This is a genomic window from Pseudomonas cichorii (assembly GCF_015471405.1).
In the GTDB taxonomy this organism is placed as follows: domain Bacteria; phylum Pseudomonadota; class Gammaproteobacteria; order Pseudomonadales; family Pseudomonadaceae; genus Aquipseudomonas; species Aquipseudomonas serbiensis.
In genome coordinates this window covers 43,688-64,624 of sequence record NZ_BLVZ01000007.1, presented here as the reverse complement: position 1 = coordinate 64,624, position 20,937 = coordinate 43,688, and the positions used below count along the sequence as shown (strand labels likewise).

Below are 20,937 nucleotides of genomic sequence, written 5' to 3'. Positions count from 1 at the left end.
TCCTCCTCAGCGCTCGGGACGCCAGGTCGGCAGCGAAAGACTATCGACCTCCCGAACAATGGCTGACAGTTGATCCTCATCCAGTTGCACGCTCACAGCCTTGGCGTTTTCCTCCAGATGGGCGATGGACGTGGTTCCGGGAATCAGCACTGTGTTAGGGGCATGATTGAACAGCCACGCCAGAGCCAGTTGCGAAGGTGTCAGGCCATATTGGCTGGCAAGCGGCTGCAACGCACTGTCAGACCCGACAAGCGCGCCATGGCCGAGCGGGAACCATGGAATGAACGCGATATTCAGTGCCTGTGCCCGCTGCAATACCGGCTCATCAGTGCGGTCGGCAATGTTGTAGAGGTTCTCGACGGCAGCAATGTTCGCCACACGATGGGCCTGCTCCAACTGCTCAAGCGTCACGCCAGGCTGGTTGGATAATCCGATATGGCGGATCTTGCCCTGCTCGCGCAAACGGACAAGCTCGCCCAGAGAATCGGCCAGCGGTACTTGAGGATCGATGCTGTGCAATTGATACAAGTCGATGCGTTCGACCTGAAGGCGGCGCAAGCTGATTTCCACCTGCTGACGCAAATACTCGGGTCGCCCCAAGGGCTCGATATACGGAGCACCCGGCGCGCCATGTATCCAGTCATTGGGGCCAGACCGCAGCATTCCGCCCTTGGTGGAAATGACCAGATCCTCAGGGTATGGATGAAGCGCACTGCGAATGATGGCTTCGTTATCACCCGGCCCGTAAGAGTCTGCCGTGTCGATGAACGTGACGCCCAACTCATGAACGGCATGACGCAGCACGGCCTTGGCCTGCTCAGGATTTTCCGCAGGCCCCCACATGCCATATCCGGTCAGGTGCATGGCGCCATAGCCCATGCGCTTGATGGGCATGTCACCTCCCAGCAAAAAAGTATCGGGCGCTGAAGATGCTGTGACAGTCATGGTGAAACCTCCCTGTTGTTCCATGTACCCAAGGTTATTTCAGCGGTGATGCCGGGACCGAACCCGGCAATGATTCCGCGCGCCCCCCGATGAGCGCCGCCAGTCTCGAAAAACCGACGCAATGCATCCAGCACAACCGCCGATGCGATGTTGCCGTACTCGGTCAAAGTGGCACGGCTGTGGACAAACAGAGCGCAATCCACGCCCAGGTAATGCGACAGGTCATCGAGAATCCGCGGACCACCGGCGTGGATGATGTAGAAATCCAGATCGTCGGCCTGCCAGCCATGATCCGCAGCCACCGAGCGCAGCTCAGGCGCCAGTTGCGCCATGGTTCCCGGTACCCGTCGGTCAAGACAGAAGTGAAAACCGGTGGCTTTGACGGCATAGCTGATCCAGTCTTCGGTGCCCAGCACCAGACGCGAGCCATTGCCCACCAGTTGGATGCCCTCACCGCCCTGACCTCGCACCACCGCAGCAGCCAGCGCATCGCCGAACAGGCCATTGGACAGCAGATTGCCGACCGTCATGTCCGTTGGCTGGTAACACAGCGAACAGAACTCGCAGGCCACAATCAGCACGTTGGCCTCCTGATAGGCCAGGCAGAAATCGTGGGCGCGATTGATGGCCGAGCCGCCAGCCGCACACCCCAGTTGGGCAATGGGTATCTGTCGTGTATCGCTGCGAAACTCCAGCTCATTGATCATCCAGGCCGTCAGCGAAGGCATCATGAAACCGGTGCAGGACACATAGATGATTGCGTCAATCTGCCGGGGAAGCAGTTGGGCATTACTCAACGCCCGGCTCACGACATCGGGAATGCGGGCCTTGGCTTCACGCTCATAGGTCCGGTTACGCATCTCGAAGCCCGGATGTTCCAGAGTCTGCTCTATCGATTGCACCAAATGGCGTTTGCTTACCTTGGTATTGCGGATCAGACGCCGCACAAGCGGCAACTGAGGATGATGCGGATACAGGCTGGAAACGAGCGCCAGCGTTTCCTCAAGACTGATCGTGAACTCCGGCACGGCAACGGCCGGGCAACAAAGCGTTGGCATGTTTCTCTCTCCCTGAGACTCGGTCCTGAACCGATCGAATGCCTTCTTCATTTGACGGTAGGAGGAATTTCAGGCGCTATGAGATTGCTTCGTCATAACTTGAGTGCGTTGTATGCCAAATCGAAGGCGCACATAAAAAACAGGTCACCCGCGCCGCCAATTGTTATAAGATCACATAACAGATTTTTTCAAATCATGTCCGGAGTCCGTCATGCGTCGTCTGCTTCTTGCTCTACCCTTCGCCTTGCTGCCACTGGCCGTTGCCAATGCTGCCGAACCACACGATCACGAACACGAGCATGGCAGCCTGGGCGCGCATGAACATGGCGTGGGTCGTCTGGATGTGGTGCTTTCGGGCAAGACTCTGGAGCTGGAATTCGAGAGCCCGGCCATGAACATTGTGGGCTTCGAGCATGCAGCGACGTCTGCCGAGGACAAGGCAAAACTGGCCAAGGCTCGCGAGCAACTGCTCAAGCCCAATGCCCTGTTCAGCATCTCGGATGCCGCCAACTGTTCGGCTACCTCGGTGAAGCTTGAAAGCCCACTGTTCGGCGACAAGGATGACGATCATGATGACCACGCCAAAGACGGCGACGAACATCACGAACACAGTGAGATCAAAGGCCATTACAAGTTCGTCTGCGACGCTCCGGCCATTCTGAAAAAGCTGGATCTGACCCAGATTTTCCTGACCTTCCCCGATACCAAGAAGCTCCAGGTACAGTTGATATCGCCAAGCGGCCAGTCCGGCGCAGAAGTGATTGCGGCGAACCCGTCGATCAAGTTCTGATTACCGCGTGCTTTAGAACGACCGGGCCTGGCCCGGTCTTTTACTTTTCATGTACACCTCAACACACCGCGAGTCAGGCTATGACCCAAGCACTTATCGAGCTGTCGGACCTGAGCTTCAACTGGCCCGGGCATCCGCAATTGCTGGACATCCCGGCCTTTCGCCTGGAGCCGGGAGAAACACTGTTCCTCAAAGGCCCGAGCGGCAGTGGCAAGACCACCTTGCTGGGCCTGCTGGGTGGCGTACAGAAACCGGGGAGCGGCAGCATTCGTCTGCTGGGCCAGGACTTGTCGCAATTGTCGGCAGGTGCGCGGGATCGCTTTCGGGTTGACCACACGGGTTATATCTTCCAGCAGTTCAACCTGCTGCCGTTTCTCTCGGTACGGGAGAACATCGAACTGCCCTGCCACTTCTCCAAAGTCCGGGCCGAACGGGCAAAACAGCGTCATGGCAGTGTCGAGCAAGCCACCAGCACGTTGCTCGCACACCTGGGCTTGAAAGACCCGGCATTGTTGACCCGACGCGCCGGTTCCCTGTCCATCGGCCAGCAACAACGGGTTGCGGCGGCTCGTGCCTTGATCGGCCAGCCAGAGCTGGTGATCGCCGACGAACCCACCTCGGCACTGGATGCCGATACCCGGGAGTCCTTCATTCGCCTGTTGTTTGCAGAATGCCGTGAAGCCGGGTCCAGCCTGTTGTTTGTCAGCCATGACCAGAGCCTGGCGCCCCTGTTCGACCGCAACCTGTCGTTGTCCGAACTCAATCGCGCTGCCGTCGACGTGGAGATTTGAGATGTATCTGTTTCGTCTGGCAATGGCCAGTCTGGCCAACCGCCGCTTCACCGCATTCCTTACCGTTTTCGCCATTGCCCTGTCGGTCTGCCTGTTACTGGCCGTCGAGCGGGTACGTACCGAGGCTCGCGCCAGCTTCGCCAGCACCATCAGCGGTACGGACCTGATCGTCGGCGCACGTTCCGGCTCGATCAACCTGCTGCTCTACTCGGTCTTTCGCATCGGCAATGCCACCAACAACATTCGCTGGGACAGTTTCGAGCACCTGGCCAATCACAAACAGGTGAAATGGGCGATCCCGATTTCCCTGGGCGACTCCCATCGCGGCTATCGGGTGATGGGCACCAACGAATCCTATTTCGAGAACTACCAGTACGGCCGCCAGCAACATCTGACACTGGCTGATGGTCGTGCCTTCCAGACCGATCCGTTTGAAGTGGTCCTGGGTTCGGAGGTCGCCAGGGCCCTGCACTACAAGCTGGGCGACAAGCTGGTCCTGGCTCATGGCGTGGCCGCAATCAGCCTGGTCAAGCATGACGACAAGCCGTTCACGGTGGTGGGAATACTGAAACCGACTGGCACACCGGTCGACCGCACGCTGCATATCAGCCTGGGCGGTATGGAGGCCATTCACATTGACTGGCACAACGGCGCGCCTGCACGGGGCAATGAGCGTATCTCTGCCGCTCAGGCACGCAACATGGACCTGACGCCCACGGCAATCACTGCGGTCATGCTGGGCCTGAACAGCAAGATTGCGACGTTCAGCCTGCAACGCGAGATCAATGAGTTCCGCGGCGAACCGCTGCTGGCGATTCTGCCCGGTGTGGCCTTGCAAGAGTTGTGGAGCCTGATGGGGACCGCTGAAAAAGCCCTGTTCGTGATTTCATTGTTCGTGGTGCTCACGGGGCTTATTGGTATGCTGACGGCTATCTTGACCAGCCTGAACGAGCGTCGTCGTGAAATGGCGATCCTCAGATCGGTCGGCGCACGTCCCTGGCACATCGCAAGCCTGCTGATTCTTGAAGCCTTCGCACTGGCGTTGGCGGGCGTCGTCAGTGGCCTTGTACTGCTCTATCTCGGGATTTTTCTGGCGCAGGATTACGTGCAGGACACTTACGGTTTGTACCTGTCCTCTATGCCACCTGGCCAATATGAATGGAAATTGCTCGGTGGCATCCTTGCTGCTGCGCTGTTGATGGGTACCGTGCCAGCATGGCGAGCCTACAGGCAATCGCTGGCCGATGGGCTATCGATTCGCTTATGAGGAACTCAACAATGCGGCGCTTGCTGATAACCCTGCTGCTCTCGGCCAGCACTTCGGTGTGGGCCGTCGAGCCGCGCGAGCTGACCTGGAATGACATGATTCCACCCGATGCACCTGTCGTGGCGCCGATTACAGCGCCACTGCATGACATGTCGAAGCTGTCCGATGCACTGGCCATGGAGTCGGCACCGGCAGCAAGACAACTGGCGCCCCATGCACCTGTCGTCAAGGCACTGGATGGCAAGCTGGTACGTCTGCCGGGGTACATCGTGCCACTTGAGGTCAGCGAGGAAGGTCGGGTGACGGAGTTTTTGCTGGTGCCGTATTTCGGTGCCTGCATTCATGTTCCGCCCCCGCCCGCCAACCAGATCGTGCACGTCACCAGTGAGCTGGGCGTGAAGGTCGATGAACTGTATCAACCGTACTGGATTGAAGGACCGATGCAGGCAAAATCATCGACCAGCGAGTTGGCCGAGGCGGGTTATCAAATGCAGGCAGACAAGATATTTGTCTACGAATTGCCGGATTCGTGAAGTTTCCGGGGCTCTCAACAGTTTCATTGAGCTGTATCAAAGTCGCCTAAAAACAGCGCTTTAACATTAGCCCATAAAACTTACTGACCCCTTGGAGCCACTCATGAAAAAGTCCTTGCTTCGCGCTTCACTCATAGCGCTCGCCATCGCCGCCCCTACTGCCGCACAGGCCTATGAGGCGGGTGATTTCATCGTCCGTGCCGGCGCCGCGCATGTCCAACCTAACGAAGACAGCGGCGAGGTGAAGCTCGACGGCTCCAGAGTCTCTGGCACCAAGGCAAGCCTTGATGGCAATACGCAACTCGGCCTGACCTTCGCCTACATGCTGACTTCTCATGTCGGTATCGAACTGCTGGCAGCAACACCTTTCAGCCACACGGTTTCAGTCAGCGGCCTTGGCCCTGGGCTTGACGGCAAACTGGCCGATGTCAAACACCTGCCACCGACCCTGTCCCTGCAATACTACCCGATGGAGCCTTCGTCGAAGTTCCAGCCTTATGCAGGCATCGGTATCAACTACACCACTTTCTTTGATACCGACCTGACCGGCAACCGCAAGGATCAGGGCTTCAGCAACCTCAAGCTCAAGGATTCGGTTGGCCTGGCTGGCCAGTTGGGCGTTGATTACCTGATCACCGACAACGTCCTGCTCAACGCCTCGGTCTGGTATGTCGATATCGACACCGAAGCCACCGTGGATGGCCCATCAGCCCTGAGCGTCGGCAAGACCAAAGTCAATGTAGACATCGACCCATGGGTCTACATGGTGGGCGTGGGTTACAAGTTCTGATATCCATGACACACCCCGATAAACGCACAAAGGCACCCTGATGGGTGCTTTTGTCGTTTTGGGCTAAGCACGGTTTATCTGAAACAAGGCACCGTCGACATGCGCGATAGAAACCTCTGCCAGATTTGCCGGCCCTTCAGGTAGTTGCAACTCATAGAAAGCCAGCAGAAACAGCTCTGGCGTTAATAGGGCACCGCTGCTGTCGCTGTCAAAAAACTTGCCGATGGTGAGTAGAAGAACCCCGACAGAAACGATAGGGCCGGGATAGATCTGAATGATCTGCCCAAAGGTCGGCCCGGTCTGACTGTCATAACTGATGACTTCGGGACCAAACACAATCGTGAAGAAACCAACCAGAATCATCAGCCAGGCAGAGATGCCAAGTAACAGAAAAGGCAGGGAGAGCGGGTTTTGCCCAGTATTTTTATAGTGCTCCAGATACTGTGCATATTCCTCGGCAAAACCGGCCACGACCAGCTCACACGGCAACGTGTCCACTACAACTTTTTTAATGGGGCTGACTTCGTTTTCGCTCTTCATTCCATACGCTCCGTGTAAAAGGGCGTTGGATGCTAAAGGCTATTTAAACGTTTTAAAATTTCAAAAAGGCAAACTACAAACGATACAGAAATGCCCTACAGCCATCTAGGAAAACGGCCACATTTATAAGTAACAACCAGCAATAGTTACTACCCGAATACCCTGTTCACAAGACTTACAACTCACCTGCAAACAGGGCAACCCGGGTATTCAACGCTCAAGCAAACGTGCCAGTCCTACACTCAGCGGTGTCGTTTCTTCGAGCGTGAAACGCTCCAGCAGACGCTGGTTGTCCGCCCTTGAGTGGCGAATATCGCCAGAACGTGGCGCCTGATAGCTGACTGGCGGCAAGTTCCCGACGACGTCCGATAACGCTGCCAACAGCTGATTAAGCGAAGTGGCCTTGTTCAATCCGACATTGATCGCGCCTTCGGCCGGGTTCTTTTGCTCAAGAGCCTGGATCAGCAGCCTGGCCAGATCGCCGATGTAGAAGAAGTCCCGCGTCTGTTCGCCATCACCAAACACCGTGATCGGCAGCCCTTTCTCGACACGCTCGGCAAAAATACTGATCACACCGGAATAAGGCGATGACGGGTCCTGGCGAGGCCCGAAGATGTTGAAAAAGCGGAACACCACCGGCTCCAGCCCGTGTTGACGACGATAGAAGTCCAGATACTGCTCGCTGGCCAGCTTGTCCGAGGCATAAGGCGTCAACGGCGCTTTGGTCGTGTCTTCGGTGATCGACTCACCTTCACCATTGTTGCCGTAAACCGCAGCACTGGACGCGAACAGGACGCGCTTGATACCCGCTTCGCGCATGGCTTCACAGACGTTCAACGTGCCGATGAAGTTGCTTTGATGGGTTTTGACCGGGTCTTCTACCGATGCCTGCACCGAAGCAACCGCCGCCAGATGCACCACTGCCTGACATCCCCGGGCTGCGCGGGTCACCAGAGCACTGTCGGCGACATCGCCTTCGATCAGCTCGATACGAGGGTTATCCAGCGGCAGGTTGCTGCGCTTGCCGGTTGAAAGGTCATCGAGGATGCGCACCGCGTACCCTTGAGCCAACAGGGCATCAGCCAGATGTGAGCCAATGAAGCCAGCACCGCCGGTGATCAGAACTGGAGCGTCAGACATGTCGATAGTACCGATCCAGCAGGCTTGGCAAGCCAGCACGCCAGGCGCGCGGCTTGATGCCGAAAGTATGGAGAATTTTCTTGCAGGCCAGCACGCCATGTTGCGGCTCTTGTGCTGCATCGGGCCGTGCGGCGTGGGCCTGCGCAGTAGGCGACTCGATTGCCAGGGGATGCAGCAGGCGCGCCTCATTGAGAACCGCCTGCCCCAGCGCCAGAGGCGTCGTGGCCTCATGACCGGCGTAGTGGTAAGTCCCCCACAGCGGTGCTGCGCAATCGAGTTGCTTGAGTACCGAGATGATCACGCGGGCAGCATCGTCGATAGGGGTCGGATTTCCACGGCGATCATCGGCCAGCAGCAATTCTTCCGGCTGCTCGGCCCGAGTCAGGAAACGGCCCAGCACACCATCGGCGCTGTCATCCAGCAACCAGCCAAAGCGCAAGAGCACATGTTGCGGGCAAGCCGCACGCACGCTCTGCTCGATACGCCACAAAGCCTGACCCCGCAGCCCCAGAGGCACGGGATCGTCTTTTTCGCTGTAGGCAGTTGCACGCGAGCCATCGAACACTCGATAGCTGGACGGCTGAAGAAGCACAATGTTGTGGTGCTGACACAGTTCGGACAGGCGCTCGACAGAGCGCTCCTGGTGGGTCAGACGCGCTTCGCTCACTGTCTCCGCCTGAAACCAGTCGAAGTAGTAAGCAAGGTTGATCAAGGCATCGGGACGGGTGTCATCGAGCAGTTGCGTCAGGCTCGCCGCATCCCAACCGTCTTGCGGTGGACGCGGCGCGAGGAAACCAATGTCTTCCTCGGCACCCAGACGAATCAGCGCCTGCCCGAGGGCATTCCCGCCGCCCAATAGCATAAGGCGCATTCGCATAGAGTCAGCAGGCTCGGTATCAGAATCATCAAATAATCAGGTGAAAAACGCCTGCAAACATATCACGTTGGCCGCTAACCCCCAACAGTTGCAGCCAAGGAGCGAATTCATTCGTGAATGAATTCGCTTGTAAGGCTTACTCAGCGGCAGGTGCCGGAGCGGGATTCATCACCACCTGTGGATAAGTCTGGGCAAAACGAACGTCCGGATGCTTATCCACAAGCCGTTTAAGACGCTCGTTGAAAGCCCGGCCCACACTGTATTGCCCACCCGACGAGGTACGGAACTGTGCGGTCAGGACCACGCCATTGAGATCCATGCGGTCCACACCGAAAACTTCCAGCGGCCCTTGCAGATTGTTCTTGAGCAGAATGTCTTCGGTGATCGATTGCCCTGTTTCGCGGATCAGCGCCATGGCTTCGTCGATATCGGAGTCATAAGTGAACTGCACCGAGAAGAATGCATAGGCAAACTGCCGGGACTGGTTGGTCACCGCCTTGATCTGCCCGAACGGCACCGAATGTACGAACCCCTTGCCGTCACGCAGGCGCACGGTACGAATCGTCAGGCTTTCGACCGAGCCGGAATGGCCGGTACTGAGCACCACCCAATCGCCGACGGAAAAGGTGTCTTCGATGATGATGAACAGGCCGGTGATCACATCCTGTACCAGTTGTTGCGAACCGAAACCAATGGCCAGACCAACGACCCCGGCACCAGCCAGCAAGGGGGCGACATTGATCCCCAGATTGGCCATGGTGGTGATTGCGCAAATCACCACCAGAATGATTTTCACCGCATTACGCAGCAACGGCAGGATGGTCTTGATCCGCGTGCTGGGCTGACGTGCATTGCGATGGTTGACGGGAGGCTTGAGGGCTTCCTGAATGGCCGTGTCGAGCACCACCCACAACAGCCAGGTGACCAGAAAGATCAGGCCGATGCTGCTCAGCGAGTCGCTGATGACTCGTCCGAGTGTATTGCGCTGGGCGAACTCGAACATCGAGAACCCCCAGATCCGTCCCAGGATTTCGATGAACGCTACCGCCAGCAGAATCCGCAACAGCGCATATACCAGACGGAGCAGGCGCGCCTTGTACACATGCCCACCACGTCCGACTTCTTCAGCGGGCTTGAACAGATGCTCGAATACCGTGCTCAGGAATACCGTGCTAATCAGCAACAAGGTGGTGAACAGCGCACACCGCAATGCTTCCTGACTGTCCTCGCCGGCCCCGATCAGGTTGATGGCTGAAACCAGGATCATCAGCAGAATCGGCAAGTGCCACAGGTTGGAGAAGATTTTCAGGGAACGCTGCAATGCGGGCCTCTGCAGGCGGCTGTTCAGCGAGCGGTTACGGATCAGGTGGGCGATCGGGCGACGCACCTTGATCACCAGCATGCAGAACACGACCGAAGCGAAAAGCCCGGTGAACACCGACACGCTGGTGGTGAAGTTGCTGCCCAGTTGCCGGGCAATCTGTGGGCTGGTCAGCGCATCGCTCAGCGCCGCCAGGAAGCCGATGATGAACAACGGCCTCGGGCTGTAGCGACGAATCATGCGCACGGCCGCGCGCTTGTGCCCCGAGTTGAACATGACGATGACGCATAGCAGCACCGACGTGGAAACAATGCCGCTGCTGGTCGCGTAGGCAAAACACAGCGCCAGCGCACGCCCGACGGAAGTCGGCATGAAATGGCTGACATACAGGGTCAACGGCAGGCAGATCACGGCGGGCAATGTAAAAGGCAGCACATATTTCAGCAGGGCCTGACTGCGCTCGCGCACCTGGAGAAACGGCCGTCGATTCAGTCGAATTGCCAGAAAACGCCCCAATGTCGTCAGCACCGCAAACGCACCGATCCACACCACCGACAGAATCAGGAAATCGCCCACTACGCTCCACGGAGAGCGTGCCGTGCGTTTATTGACCAGATCACCGATCTCGTCAGCGGCACGGTCGGCCCGCAAGCGCCAGGCATCCCACAGGCTTTCGTCCAGGTTGAGTGTCCTTTGGATGTCATCGATGCTGGTGCTGATCGCACCGAGCAGACCACCTTGCACCAGAATCTCCGCAGCAGCGGGTTCGGCCTCTGCTGGTTTTTCATCGGTTTTTTCGGCGGGCTTTTCGGCAGCTTTCTCGTCGGGTTTGTCTGCCTTTTTCTCAGTGGCCTTGTCGTCGACCGGAGCCGCTGCCGCCATAGGAAGAGCAGGCACGTCAGCGGCCTGAACATGAAAACTGCCTGCACAAAACAGGAGCCCCAACAGGATCAAGGTTCTTAACTGAGACACCGGACAGTTTCTCCTCTTTGAAATGACCGACAGAGCCAAAACTCCATGCAACTGATTCCGGTTCGGCTCGCAAGTTCGATCATGCCCGCAAATGCATGGCATTTTAAAATCAGCCTGCACGGGTGCTTGACCGATGGAGAACGATCGTTCTACCCTTTTACCCATGACGACCCAAACACCACCCAACGTGCAAGACAAGATTCTGCAAACCGCCGAAACGCTGATCTATCGCGTCGGCATTCACGCCATGGGCATGGACTTGCTGGTGCGGACCTCAGGCGTGGCCCGCAAGAGTATCTATCGCTACTTCGCGACCAAGGACGAGATTGCCGCACAGGCATTGAGTGCCCGTGATATCCGCTGGATGCAGTGGTTCAGGACCGAAGCCGACAAGGCCGAAACACCCGAGGAACGCATCCTCGGCATGTTTACAGTGCTCACCGGCTGGTTCGAGTCCGAAGGCTTTCGGGGCTGCGCCTTTATCAATACCGCAGGCGAAATCGGCGACCCTGAAGATCCTGTGCGCCTGATCGCCAAGGACCATAAACAGAAGCTGCTCGATTACGTGCTCGAACTGTGTGAACAACTTCCCGCGTCAGCGCCTGAAGCGCTGGCCAGGCAACTGCTGATCCTGATCGATGGGGCCATTACCCAGGCTCTGGTGATGGGCGATCACGCTGCTGCCAACGATGCCCGCGAGGTGGCCCGACTTCTGCTCAAGGCCGCCAGCCGTTCAACGCCCTGACACTCACCGCCCCGAGGTTCCGCCATGTCTACAACCGCTCAGCCACGCCCGCCGTTACCGCCTTTCAACCGCGAAACCGCCATTCAAAAGGTCCGCCTGGCTGAAGATGGCTGGAACAGTCGGGCCCCGGAAAAAGTCTCTCTGGCCTACACCGAAGATACCCAGTGGCGGAACCGTGCCGAATTTGTCACCAATCGTGAACAAGCCAGGGATTTCCTTGCCCGCAAATGGGCCAAGGAGCTGGACTATCGCCTGATCAAGGAACTGTGGGCCTTCACCGACAATCGCATCGCCGTGCGCTATGCCTACGAATGGCATGACGATTCGGGCAATTGGTTTCGTTCCTATGGCAACGAAAACTGGGAGTTTGAAGAAAACGGGCTGATGGCCAGACGTTTTGCCTGCATCAACGACCTGCCTATCAAGGAGTCGGAGCGCAAGTTCCACTGGCCGCTGGGGCGCAGACCGGATGACCATCCGGGGCTTTCGGAATTGGGGTTGTAATACCGTTGTTCGCGAATGAATTCGCTCCTACGGGGTTGATGTAGGGGCGAATTCATTCGCGAAGCCATCAATCAGCCTGAACCGTCACCTGCTGCTGTTCTCCAAGCCCCACAATGCCAAGGCGCATGGTCTGACCCGGACGCAGGAAGACCGGCGCGGGCTTGACGCCCAGGCCGACACCCGGCGGCGTGCCGGTGGAGATGACATCCCCCGGCTGAAGGCTCATGCAGCGGCTCAGATAGGCAATCAGTTGCGGGATATTGAATATCAACGTGCGTGTATTGCCCTGCTGGTAGCGGTGCCCATCGACCTCCAGCCACAGGTCGAGTGAATGCGGATCGGCAATTTCGTCACGGGTCACCAGCCAGGGCCCGATAGGGCCAAAGGTATCGAAGCCCTTGCCCTTGTCCCAGGTGCCTCCGCGCTCCAGTTGCCATTCACGCTCGGACACATCGTTGATCACGCAGTACCCGGCCACATGCTCCATGGCGTTGGCTTCGTCGATGTAGCGCCCGCCTTTGCCGATCACCACTCCCAGCTCTACTTCCCAGTCGGTCTTGACCGAGCCGCGAGGAATTTCCACCGCATCGTTCGGCCCGCAGATGGCGCTGGTCCACTTGTTGAAGATGATGGGTTCCTTGGGCACTTCCATATTGGATTCGGCAGCATGGTCGGCGTAGTTCAGCCCGATGCAGATGAACTTCCCTACTCGCCCGACACAGGCACCGATACGCGGCTTGCCCGGCACCAATGGCAGGCTGGCGGGATCAATTGCGGCCAACGCCGCCAGGCCGGCCGGGCTCAAGGCATCACCGGCAATATCCGCCACATGAGCGCCAAGATCGCGGATCTGGTTGTCGGCATCCAGCAGGCCGGGTCTTTCCGAACCTTTTTCGCCGTAACGTAGCAATTTCATTGGGTTCTCCTGTTTCTGTCGAAGATACAAACCGGGATTCAGATACTCATGCCGCCATCGATCACATGCAAAGTGCCTGTAGTGTAGGACGAGGCATCAGAGCCCAGATAAAGAGCCAGTCGAGCGATTTCCTGCGCAGTGCCGAGCCGCCCCATGGGCTGGCGCTCGACAAACTGCCGGTACACCTGCTCTTCGGAAAGGCCTTGCTGCAACGCCTGTTCAGCAATGCGTGCGCGTAGCGAAGGCGAGTCCACGGTGCCTGGACAAATGGCATTGCAGCGAATGCCCTGCCCAATGAAGTCTGCCGCGACCGACTTGGTCAGCCCCACCACGGCTGCCTTGCTAGCGGTGTAGGCAAAACGATTGGGCACGCCTTTGACGCTGGAAGCCACCGACGCCATGTTGATGATCGAGCCTGCTCCGCGCTCAAGCATGCCGGGCAGGAAAGCCCGGATCATGCGGTACATGGCCGTGACATTAAGGTCCATGGAGCGGCTCCAGGCGGCCTCATCGCACTCGAAAATATTGCCCGCATGCACGTAGCCCGCGCAGTTGAACAATACGTCCACCGGGCCGACCTGTTCGCGGATGGCCAGAATGTCCCGGGCCGAAGTGACATCCAGTGTCAGTGCTTGCAGGCCTTCAATCGCCTGCAACCCGCGAATGTCGATATCGGTCGCAATCACTTCAGCTCCTGCCTCGGCAAAAGCCATGGCGCTGGCCAGGCCAATCCCCTGGCCACCTGCCGTAATCAGAACGCGCTTGTTCTTCATCATGCTTTCTCCATGCCCAGATGATTGGGAAGCGCAGACCTGGCGACCGTCGCCTTGCCAAGCATGCTGCCGGGAATCGCCAGAATCAGCCCGCCACTGACCAGCAAGCAGAGCGCCAGTACGTAGGTCCCGTTATTGATGTTGCCGGTGAGTGTTTCGGCGACTGCCGTGATCATTGAACCGGTGAAACCGGACAGATTGCCGATGGCGTTGATCATGCCAATCCCGGCTGCGGCGGCGACACCGGACAGCAGTGTGCCCGGCAAGGTCCAGAAGATCGGCATCAGGCTCAGAATCCCCGAAGCGGCCACCGTGAGAAACAGCACGGAAAGCACCAGGTCCTGAGAAAAGTAGGCACTGAGGATCAAGCCAACACCCCCAATGAAGGCCGGAATCGCCGCATGCATCCGGCGTTCGCCCGTGCGATTGGAGTGCCGGGCATTGAGCAGCATTGCGACGGTCGCCACACCATAGGGAATGGCAGTCAGCAAGCCGATATGCAGCGTGTTGGAGATACCGGCGCTCTTGATGATCGAAGGCATCCAGAACGCCAGGCCGTAAAAGCCGGTATTGAAGGTCAGCAAGATCAGCACCAGCAGCCACACTCGCGGGTTGAAGAAGACTTCACTCATGCGCGTGGCCTTGCCATGGCTGTCCTTTTGCAGATTGGCCTTGAGCAAGGTTTTTTCTGCCGCCGAGAGCCATTTGGCCGAATCGATGTTGTCGCACAGACAGGCAATCACCACACAAGCCATGACGATCGAGGGAATGCCTTCGATGATCAGCATCCACTGCCAGCCGGCCATGCCCTGCACGCCGTTCATGCTGCTCATCAACCAGCCCGACAACATGCCACCCAATGTCAGGCTGACTGGCAAGGCCATCAGAAACCCCGACATGACCCGGCTTTGCCGATGGGTCGGGAACCAGTAATTGAGGTACAGGATGACGCCGGGAAAGAAACCGGCCTCGCAGACACCCAGCAGAAAGCGCAGCACGTAGAACATGGTGCTCGGCTCGATACTGAACACCCGCGCCAAAGGCACCGTAAAGGCAACGGCAATGGAAACCACGGCCCAACTGAACATGATCCGGGCGATCCAGAAACGGGCGCCAAACCGGTGCAGCAACAGGTTGCTGGGGACTTCAAAAAGGAAATAGCCCCAGAAGAACACGCTGGCGCCCAAGGCATAGACAGTGTTGCTGAACTGTAGATCGTTGAGCATATCCAGCTTGGCAAAGCCGATATTGACCCGGTCCAGATAGGCCGCCATGTAACACAGCAGCAGGACCGGCAGAATCCTCAGGATGACCTTGCGATAGGTCCGGTCCTCGAAAGCGGAGTCATGAACGTGCGCACTGGCACTCTGACTATCAGCGTGGGTTTGCATGGGAGTCACCCTTGGCACGTTTACATGCCTGATTGTTTTTATTGAAGGGATCGTTGTCGGGAGGAGAAGGCGATTACCCGATCACGTGCAGAAGCTGATGGGTAATCTATGCCAGGGATCGATTCAGTCCCAATGGCATTTTTGGATTAAGCGATAACAGTTGGTTATCGGAATGGCAGAGGATTCAGGTCTGTTTTTCCTGAGCCAGACGAGCGTTTTCCAGCAGAATGCCGGCGAACTCCAGAGCCGGCCCCGTCAATTGATCGCCCTTGCGGGTCAGGATGCCGTAGTACTGCGGCGTCAGGTGCATTTGCGTTTCAAGGGTCTTGAGCAACCCGCTTTCCAGATGCGGCGCAACCATGGCATCAGGCAGCATGCCGATCATCGGGCCGCTCTGCAGCACCTTCAGAAAGGTCTGCATGGAGATGGTTTCGATGGTGTTGCGCGGCACCTGCACCCCGGCAGTGGCGAACGCCTCTTCCATGCGACCGCGAATCGGCGTGCCCTTGGGATAAAGCATCCACGGCCAATCCACCAGTTGCTGCAAGGTCATGGGACCGGCATCGCACAACGGGTGCCTGCTGTTGACCACAATGCTGAACGGCTCGGGCGCCAGCGCCTGAAAGTCGTAGCGCTGTTGCTGCCCTTGATCGGTAAAGCGTCCGATGGCCAGATCCAGCGTTCGCTCCTCCAGCATCTCCATCAAGTGATCGCTGGTCTGCTCGACCACCTCAATGGCCAGCAACGGCCAGCGCTCCTTGATCTGCACAATGGCTTCGGGCAACACCACTGCCGTTGCGGCAAAGATACCGCCCACCTTGAGATGACCATGGCCACCGGCGCTCAGGTTGTTGATCTGCTCGACAAAGGTTCTGGCGTCGTTCAGTGCGAGTTGAGCATAACGAACCACCTGCACGCCAAGGGCGGTGGGCACCATGCTGCGTGGCAAGCGCTCGAAAATCGCAAAGCCGAACAGGCTTTCGAGTTCCTTGAGCATCTTGCTCAGGGCCGGTTGGCTGAGATTCATCTGCTGGGCCGCCAGGTGCATGTTCTGCGTGCGCCCCAAGGTATCGATAAGCGTAAGGTGCCTGAATTTGAGCCAACTGCAGAAGTTGGAGAATGACAGGTCCGACATGGGTTTCCCTCTGCAAGGCAATAACGCCAGGTTATCGATAAGTGAGAATTTGCCATTGGAGTTTATCCACAGGCCAACCTAGCGTGCAGTTTTTATGGACCAGGAAGCTTGCGCCATGTCGATCAACCTCACGCCTGAAAACACCCTGCCACTGGACAGCCCGTCCGCGACCCTGATCGGTCGCGCCTGGATTCCCGGCGCCTTGGCCGGGCCTTCACCCATCGTTCTGCGGGCTGACGGTGTCTTTGACCTGTCCCGTCATTTCGCGACGCTCAGTGACCTGCTTGAGCAGGACGCGCCCCTGCAAGCGCTTGCCCACGCCCCAGGCGACTTCATCGCCAGCGTTGAAGAACTGCTGGCAAACACAGGCGCTCACGCCGACACCTCAAAGCCTTTCCTGCTGGCACCGGTAGACCTGCAAGTCATCAAGGCGGCGGGCGTCACCTTTGCTGCCAGCATGATCGAACGGGTCATCGAGGAAAAAGCAGGCGGTGACGCGGCCCTGGCCGAAGGGGTTCGCGCCACCGTACGGGAGGTGATCGGTGACAACCTGCGCGCGGTCAAACCCGGCTCCGAGCAGGCCATGCGCCTGAAAGCGCTGCTGATTGAAAAAGGCATGTGGTCGCAATATCTGGAAGTCGGTATCGGCCCGGATGCCGAGATTTTCACCAAGGCCCCGGTGCTGGCTGCCGTGGGTAGCGCCAGCCAGATCGGCATCCATCCCGGTTCGCAATGGAACAACCCGGAACCTGAGGTGGTGCTGGCGGTGAACAGCCATGGTCAGGTTCACGGCGCGACACTGGGCAACGACGTCAACCTGCGGGATGTGGAAGGTCGCAGCGCGCTGTTGCTGGGCAAGGCCAAGGACAACAATGCGTCCTGCGCCATCGGCCCGTTCATCCGGCTCTTCGATGAGCAATTCAGCCTCGACGATATCCGCAACTGTGTCATCGACCTGCAAGTACGCGGTGAGGAAGGTTATTTACTGCACGGCTCCAGTTCCATGAATCAGATCAGCCGTGACCCGCTGGAGCTGGTCGGGCAAACACTCAACGCTCACCATCAATACCCGGATGGTTTCATGCTGTTTCTCGGGACGTTGTTCGCGCCGACAGAGGACCGCGATCACCCCGGTGCGGGGTTCACCCACAAAACGGGCGACCTGGTGCGCATCAGCAGCCCGTTGCTCGGAGCCCTGCACAATCAAGTTACCCATAGCGACATCGCCTCGCCCTGGACCTTCGGTATCGGCGCCCTGCTACGCAACCTTTCGGCACGAGGATTACTGGCCCGCTGAAACAGACAGCCCCTCAAGACTCAATCGACAACAAGAGAACAAATGAATATGAGCCTGCCCCCGAAACGCCCTCTACGCAGCCAGCAATGGTTCGACGACCCCGATCACGCCGATATGACCGCCCTCTATGTCGAACGCTACATGAACTACGGCCTGACACGGGATGAACTGCAATCCGGCCGCCCGATCATCGGCATCGCCCAGACCGGCAGCGACCTGACACCCTGTAACCGCCATCACATCGAACTCGCCCAGCGGGTCAAGGCTGGTATTCGGGATGCAGGTGGCATTCCCATGGAGTTTCCCGTCCACCCGATTGCCGAGCAGAGTCGTCGACCAACTGCGGCCCTGGACCGCAACCTGGCCTATCTGGGGCTGGTGGAAATTCTGCACGGTTATCCCCTTGATGGCGTGGTGCTGACCACTGGCTGTGACAAGACCACCCCGGCCTGTCTGATGGCTGCCGCCACCACCGACTTGCCCGCCATCGTCCTGTCCGGCGGGCCCATGCTCGATGGTCACCACAAAGGCGAGTTGATCGGTTCCGGTACCGTGCTCTGGCACGCCCGCAAACTGCTGGCCGCCGAAGAGATCGACTACGAAGGCTTCATGGAAATGACCACGGCAGCGTCGCCTTCTGTCGGGCACTGCGCTTTCCATGAATGCACTGGCCGAAGCGCTGGGCATGTCGCTGCCCGGCTGCGCCAGCATCCCGGCCCCTTATCGCGAGCGCGGGCAAATGGCTTATGCCACCGGCAAACGTATCTGCGAACTGGTACTGCAAGACGTGCGCCCCTCGCAGATCATGACCCGCGAAGCTTTCGAGAATGCGATTGCCGTGGCTTCGGCGCTGGGGGCCTCCAGCAATTGCCCGCCCCATCTGATCGCCATCGCTCGCCATATCGGCGTCGACTTGAGCCTGGACGACTGGCAGCGCATCGGCGTCGATGTGCCATTACTGGTCAACTGCATGCCCGCCGGGAAATACCTGGGCGAAGGCTTCCACCGCGCCGGTGGCGTTCCGGCCGTAATGCACGAGCTACAAAAAGCCGGACGCCTGCATGAAGACTGCGCCACCGTCAGCGGCAAGACGGTGGGCGACATTGTCCGCCACTCGCTCACCAGTAATACCGATGTGATCCTGCCCTACGACGCGCCCCTCAAACACAAGGCAGGCTTCATTGTGCTCAGCGGCAACTTCTTCGACAGCGCCATCATGAAGATGTCTGTCGTAGGCGAGGCCTTCCGCAAAAGCTATCTGTCCGAACCCGGTGCCGAAAACAGCTTTGAAGCCCGCGCCATCGTTTTTGAAGGACCGGAGGATTACCACGCCCGTATCAATGACCCGGCGCTCGACATCGATGAACGCTGCATTCTGGTAATTCGAGGCGCTGGCACTGTCGGTTATCCCGGCAGTGCCGAAGTGGTCAACATGGACCCGCCTGCCGAATTGATCAAACGCGGTATCGAGTCACTGCCCTGCCTGGGCGACGGTCGCCAGAGCGGGACCTCGGCCAGCCCGTCGATTCTCAATATGTCGCCGGAAGCGGCTATAGGTGGCGGCCTGGCGCTGCTGCGCACCAACGACTTGCTGCGCGTTGACCTCAATGCTCGCTCGGTCAATCTGCTGGTGGATGAAACAGAACTCGCCCAGCGCCGACAGGCCTGGACACCCAGCATCCCGCCGTCACAGACGCCATGGCAGGAACTTTACCGGCAACTGGTCGGGCAGTTATCCACAGGTGGCTGTCTGGAACCGGCCACCCTGCATATGAAAGTGATTGCACGCAGCGGCGGCGCTCCGCGGCATTCACACTGAGGATAAAAAGACTGCCCGGCATTCGCCGCATGCCGGGCAGTCAAAACAGGTTTATGGGCGGGCGCCGACTTCTGCGACCTGCGCAGTCCACGGTTTGACCTGCTCGCTCAACGACAGGCCAAGGCCTGGGCGGGTTGGCACCAGCATACGGCCATCGCGGGTTTCCAGACGCTCGTTGAACAGCGGCTCCAGCCACTCGAAGTGCTCGACCCAAGGTTCTGTCGGATAAGTCGCGGCCAGATGAACGTGAAGCTCCATGGCGAAGTGCGGTGCCAGCATCACACCTGCCTGCTCGGCCATGGCTGCAACTTTCAGGTAAGGCGTAATACCACCCACTCGCGGCGCATCCGGCATAAGGAAATCAGCACCGCGCAACTTGATGAACTCGGCGTGCTCGGCAACGCTGGTGAGCATCTCCCCGGTCGCAATCGGCGTGTCGAACTGCTGCGCCAGCGCGGCATGGCCTTCGGCGTCGTAGCAATCCAGCGGCTCTTCGATCCAGATCAGGTTGAACTCCTCGAAACGACGGCACATGCGTTGAGCGGTCGGACGGTCCCATTGCTGGTTGGCATCGACCATCAACGGGAAGTTATCCCCAAGGTGCTTGCGAACGGTGCTGACACGATGAATATCGAGGGCGCAATCCGGCTGTCCGACTTTCAACTTGATACCGCCGATGCCCTTCTCGCGGGACAAGTCGGTGTTCTTCATCAACTGCTCCAGCGGGGTATGCAGAAAGCCGCCCGAGGTGTTGTAGCAACGCACCGAATCACGCTGAGCGCCGAGCAGCCGTGCCAGAGACAAGTTCGCGCGCTTGGCCTTGAGATCCCAGAGCGCGACGTCGAAAGCACCGATGGCCTGGGTCGACATGCCGCTGCGCCCGACCGAAGCACCAGCCCAGCAGAGTTTTGTCCACAGCCTGGCAATGTCACTGGGATTTTCGCCAATCAAAGCCGGGGCAATTTCCTTCGCATGGGCAAACTGCCCCGGCCCACCGGCGCGCTTGGAATAGCTGAAGCCCAGGCCACGATGGCCGTCTACCGTTTCGATTTCGGCGAACAGAATGGCGATTTCGGTCATCGGCTTTTGCCGACCGGTCAGCACCTTGGCATCGCTGATCGGATTGGCCAGCGGCAGGAATACCGAGGACACCTTGACGTAGGCAATCCGGTCATCATCGGAAGACTTGAGGTTTTGTTGTTGTGCATGCATCAGGCTCTTCTCCTTGGCTGTCCAGACGGCAAAATGATTGCGCAATCATTCGCACTCAAAAAAAGCCACCGCGGGACTACGCCGGTGACCGTGAAGCCGATACTACACTGATTGCGCAATC

At 58.4% G+C, this 20,937-nt stretch carries 18 protein-coding genes and 2 pseudogenes; 9 read left to right on the top strand and 11 right to left on the bottom strand.

Translation table 11 applies throughout. The features are described from left to right. Positions 1-6: 6 nt before the first annotated feature. A complete protein-coding gene (locus JL015_RS12110) occupies positions 7-945 on the bottom strand; it encodes an aldo/keto reductase (protein ID WP_201018629.1) in 939 nt (312 codons plus the stop codon). Beyond that, the gene (locus tag JL015_RS12105) at positions 942-2,003 is read right to left on the bottom strand and encodes a type III polyketide synthase (protein WP_201018628.1); all 1,062 of its coding nucleotides are present in this window, start codon (positions 2,001-2,003) and stop codon (positions 942-944) included. The genes JL015_RS12110 and JL015_RS12105 overlap by 4 nt, the downstream gene beginning before the upstream one ends. Before the next feature lie 211 nt (positions 2,004-2,214). Between JL015_RS12105 and JL015_RS12100 the strand changes: the two genes are divergently transcribed. The 5 genes from JL015_RS12100 to JL015_RS12080 all read left to right on the top strand — a co-directional run bounded on the left by JL015_RS12100 (position 2,215) and on the right by JL015_RS12080 (position 6,174). Further along, on the top strand, positions 2,215-2,793 hold the full coding sequence (locus tag JL015_RS12100; protein WP_201018627.1) for a DUF2796 domain-containing protein: 579 nt from the start codon (positions 2,215-2,217) through the stop codon (positions 2,791-2,793). Positions 2,794-2,873: 80 nt separating this feature from the next. Then, positions 2,874-3,584: an ABC transporter ATP-binding protein gene (locus JL015_RS12095; protein ID WP_201018626.1), complete on the top strand. Its 711-nt coding sequence runs from the start codon at positions 2,874-2,876 to the stop codon at positions 3,582-3,584. Position 3,585: 1 nt separating this feature from the next. Further along, positions 3,586-4,851 carry an ABC transporter permease gene (locus JL015_RS12090; protein ID WP_201018625.1) on the top strand — a complete coding sequence of 422 codons (1,266 nt, stop codon included), beginning with the start codon at positions 3,586-3,588 and terminating at the stop codon, positions 4,849-4,851. An 11-nt stretch (positions 4,852-4,862) separates the two neighbouring features. Beyond that, complete coding sequence (locus JL015_RS12085; protein ID WP_201006990.1) at positions 4,863-5,384, top strand: DUF3299 domain-containing protein; 522 nt, start codon at positions 4,863-4,865, stop codon at positions 5,382-5,384. Between the two features lie 103 nt (positions 5,385-5,487). Beyond that, the gene (locus JL015_RS12080) at positions 5,488-6,174 is read left to right on the top strand and encodes an OmpW/AlkL family protein (protein ID WP_201006992.1); all 687 of its coding nucleotides are present in this window, start codon (positions 5,488-5,490) and stop codon (positions 6,172-6,174) included. A 63-nt stretch (positions 6,175-6,237) separates the two neighbouring features. Here the strand turns inward: JL015_RS12080 and JL015_RS12075 are convergent, their stop codons facing one another. From JL015_RS12075 to JL015_RS12060, 4 genes and pseudogenes are all read right to left on the bottom strand, one after another. Further along, positions 6,238-6,714: a hypothetical protein gene (locus tag JL015_RS12075; protein ID WP_201018624.1), complete on the bottom strand. Its 477-nt coding sequence runs from the start codon at positions 6,712-6,714 to the stop codon at positions 6,238-6,240. A 210-nt stretch (positions 6,715-6,924) separates the two neighbouring features. Beyond that, the gene (locus JL015_RS12070) at positions 6,925-7,854 is read right to left on the bottom strand and encodes an NAD-dependent epimerase/dehydratase family protein (protein WP_201018623.1); all 930 of its coding nucleotides are present in this window, start codon (positions 7,852-7,854) and stop codon (positions 6,925-6,927) included. Beyond that, entirely contained in the window at positions 7,847-8,731 is an 885-nt protein-coding gene (locus tag JL015_RS12065; protein ID WP_201006998.1) for a sugar nucleotide-binding protein, read from the bottom strand. The genes JL015_RS12070 and JL015_RS12065 overlap by 8 nt, the downstream gene beginning before the upstream one ends. Before the next feature lie 160 nt (positions 8,732-8,891). Continuing rightward, positions 8,892-10,934 (bottom strand): annotated as a pseudogene (locus tag JL015_RS12060) (mechanosensitive ion channel domain-containing protein); the annotation flags it as partial. Between the two features lie 253 nt (positions 10,935-11,187). Here JL015_RS12060 and JL015_RS12055 point away from each other — a divergent pair. Together JL015_RS12055 and JL015_RS12050 are read left to right on the top strand one after the other, a co-directional pair. Next, entirely contained in the window at positions 11,188-11,769 is a 582-nt protein-coding gene (locus JL015_RS12055; protein ID WP_201018802.1) for a TetR/AcrR family transcriptional regulator, read from the top strand. Positions 11,770-11,793: 24 nt separating this feature from the next. Beyond that, positions 11,794-12,273: a nuclear transport factor 2 family protein gene (locus tag JL015_RS12050; RefSeq protein WP_201018621.1), complete on the top strand. Its 480-nt coding sequence runs from the start codon at positions 11,794-11,796 to the stop codon at positions 12,271-12,273. A 67-nt stretch (positions 12,274-12,340) separates the two neighbouring features. Here JL015_RS12050 and JL015_RS12045 read toward each other — a convergent pair whose 3' ends face one another. The 4 genes from JL015_RS12045 to JL015_RS12030 all read right to left on the bottom strand — a co-directional run bounded on the left by JL015_RS12045 (position 12,341) and on the right by JL015_RS12030 (position 16,488). Continuing rightward, positions 12,341-13,189 carry an ureidoglycolate lyase gene (locus JL015_RS12045; protein ID WP_201018620.1) on the bottom strand — a complete coding sequence of 283 codons (849 nt, stop codon included), beginning with the start codon at positions 13,187-13,189 and terminating at the stop codon, positions 12,341-12,343. A gap of 38 nt (positions 13,190-13,227) precedes the next feature. Beyond that, on the bottom strand, positions 13,228-13,962 hold the full coding sequence (locus JL015_RS12040; protein ID WP_201018801.1) for an SDR family oxidoreductase: 735 nt from the start codon (positions 13,960-13,962) through the stop codon (positions 13,228-13,230). Then, positions 13,962-15,353, bottom strand: coding sequence for an MFS transporter (locus JL015_RS12035; RefSeq protein ID WP_201007013.1), 1,392 nt, complete (start codon positions 15,351-15,353; stop codon positions 13,962-13,964). The genes JL015_RS12040 and JL015_RS12035 overlap by 1 nt, the downstream gene beginning before the upstream one ends. A gap of 184 nt (positions 15,354-15,537) precedes the next feature. Then, the gene (locus JL015_RS12030; RefSeq protein ID WP_201007014.1) at positions 15,538-16,488 is read right to left on the bottom strand and encodes a LysR family transcriptional regulator; all 951 of its coding nucleotides are present in this window, start codon (positions 16,486-16,488) and stop codon (positions 15,538-15,540) included. 115 nt (positions 16,489-16,603) lie between these two features. Between JL015_RS12030 and JL015_RS12025 the strand changes: the two genes are divergently transcribed. Next, complete coding sequence (locus JL015_RS12025) at positions 16,604-17,785, top strand: fumarylacetoacetate hydrolase family protein (RefSeq protein WP_201018619.1); 1,182 nt, start codon at positions 16,604-16,606, stop codon at positions 17,783-17,785. Positions 17,786-17,833: 48 nt separating this feature from the next. Beyond that, positions 17,834-19,604, top strand: a pseudogene (locus tag JL015_RS12020) (IlvD/Edd family dehydratase). Between the two features lie 51 nt (positions 19,605-19,655). Here the strand turns inward: JL015_RS12020 and JL015_RS12015 are convergent. Continuing rightward, complete coding sequence (locus tag JL015_RS12015) at positions 19,656-20,816, bottom strand: L-talarate/galactarate dehydratase (protein ID WP_201018618.1); 1,161 nt, start codon at positions 20,814-20,816, stop codon at positions 19,656-19,658. Positions 20,817-20,937 lie beyond the last annotated feature (121 nt).

Coding starts and splice junctions, on each gene's coding strand:
- JL015_RS12050 (WP_201018621.1), top strand. CDS start 11,794: ATGTCTACAACCGCTCAGCCACGCCCGCCGTTACCGCCTTTCAACCGC.
- JL015_RS12085 (WP_201006990.1), top strand. CDS start 4,863: ATGCGGCGCTTGCTGATAACCCTGCTGCTCTCGGCCAGCACTTCGGTG.
- JL015_RS12110 (WP_201018629.1), bottom strand. CDS start 945: ATGACTGTCACAGCATCTTCAGCGCCCGATACTTTTTTGCTGGGAGGT.
- JL015_RS12045 (WP_201018620.1), bottom strand. CDS start 13,189: ATGAAATTGCTACGTTACGGCGAAAAAGGTTCGGAAAGACCCGGCCTG.
- JL015_RS12030 (WP_201007014.1), bottom strand. CDS start 16,488: ATGTCGGACCTGTCATTCTCCAACTTCTGCAGTTGGCTCAAATTCAGG.
- JL015_RS12090 (WP_201018625.1), top strand. CDS start 3,586: ATGTATCTGTTTCGTCTGGCAATGGCCAGTCTGGCCAACCGCCGCTTC.
- JL015_RS12075 (WP_201018624.1), bottom strand. CDS start 6,714: ATGAAGAGCGAAAACGAAGTCAGCCCCATTAAAAAAGTTGTAGTGGAC.
- JL015_RS12100 (WP_201018627.1), top strand. CDS start 2,215: ATGCGTCGTCTGCTTCTTGCTCTACCCTTCGCCTTGCTGCCACTGGCC.
- JL015_RS12035 (WP_201007013.1), bottom strand. CDS start 15,353: ATGCAAACCCACGCTGATAGTCAGAGTGCCAGTGCGCACGTTCATGAC.
- JL015_RS12070 (WP_201018623.1), bottom strand. CDS start 7,854: ATGTCTGACGCTCCAGTTCTGATCACCGGCGGTGCTGGCTTCATTGGC.
- JL015_RS12080 (WP_201006992.1), top strand. CDS start 5,488: ATGAAAAAGTCCTTGCTTCGCGCTTCACTCATAGCGCTCGCCATCGCC.
- JL015_RS12040 (WP_201018801.1), bottom strand. CDS start 13,962: ATGAAGAACAAGCGCGTTCTGATTACGGCAGGTGGCCAGGGGATTGGC.
- JL015_RS12105 (WP_201018628.1), bottom strand. CDS start 2,003: ATGCCAACGCTTTGTTGCCCGGCCGTTGCCGTGCCGGAGTTCACGATC.
- JL015_RS12065 (WP_201006998.1), bottom strand. CDS start 8,731: ATGCGAATGCGCCTTATGCTATTGGGCGGCGGGAATGCCCTCGGGCAG.
- JL015_RS12025 (WP_201018619.1), top strand. CDS start 16,604: ATGTCGATCAACCTCACGCCTGAAAACACCCTGCCACTGGACAGCCCG.
- JL015_RS12095 (WP_201018626.1), top strand. CDS start 2,874: ATGACCCAAGCACTTATCGAGCTGTCGGACCTGAGCTTCAACTGGCCC.
- JL015_RS12015 (WP_201018618.1), bottom strand. CDS start 20,816: ATGCATGCACAACAACAAAACCTCAAGTCTTCCGATGATGACCGGATT.
- JL015_RS12055 (WP_201018802.1), top strand. CDS start 11,188: ATGACGACCCAAACACCACCCAACGTGCAAGACAAGATTCTGCAAACC.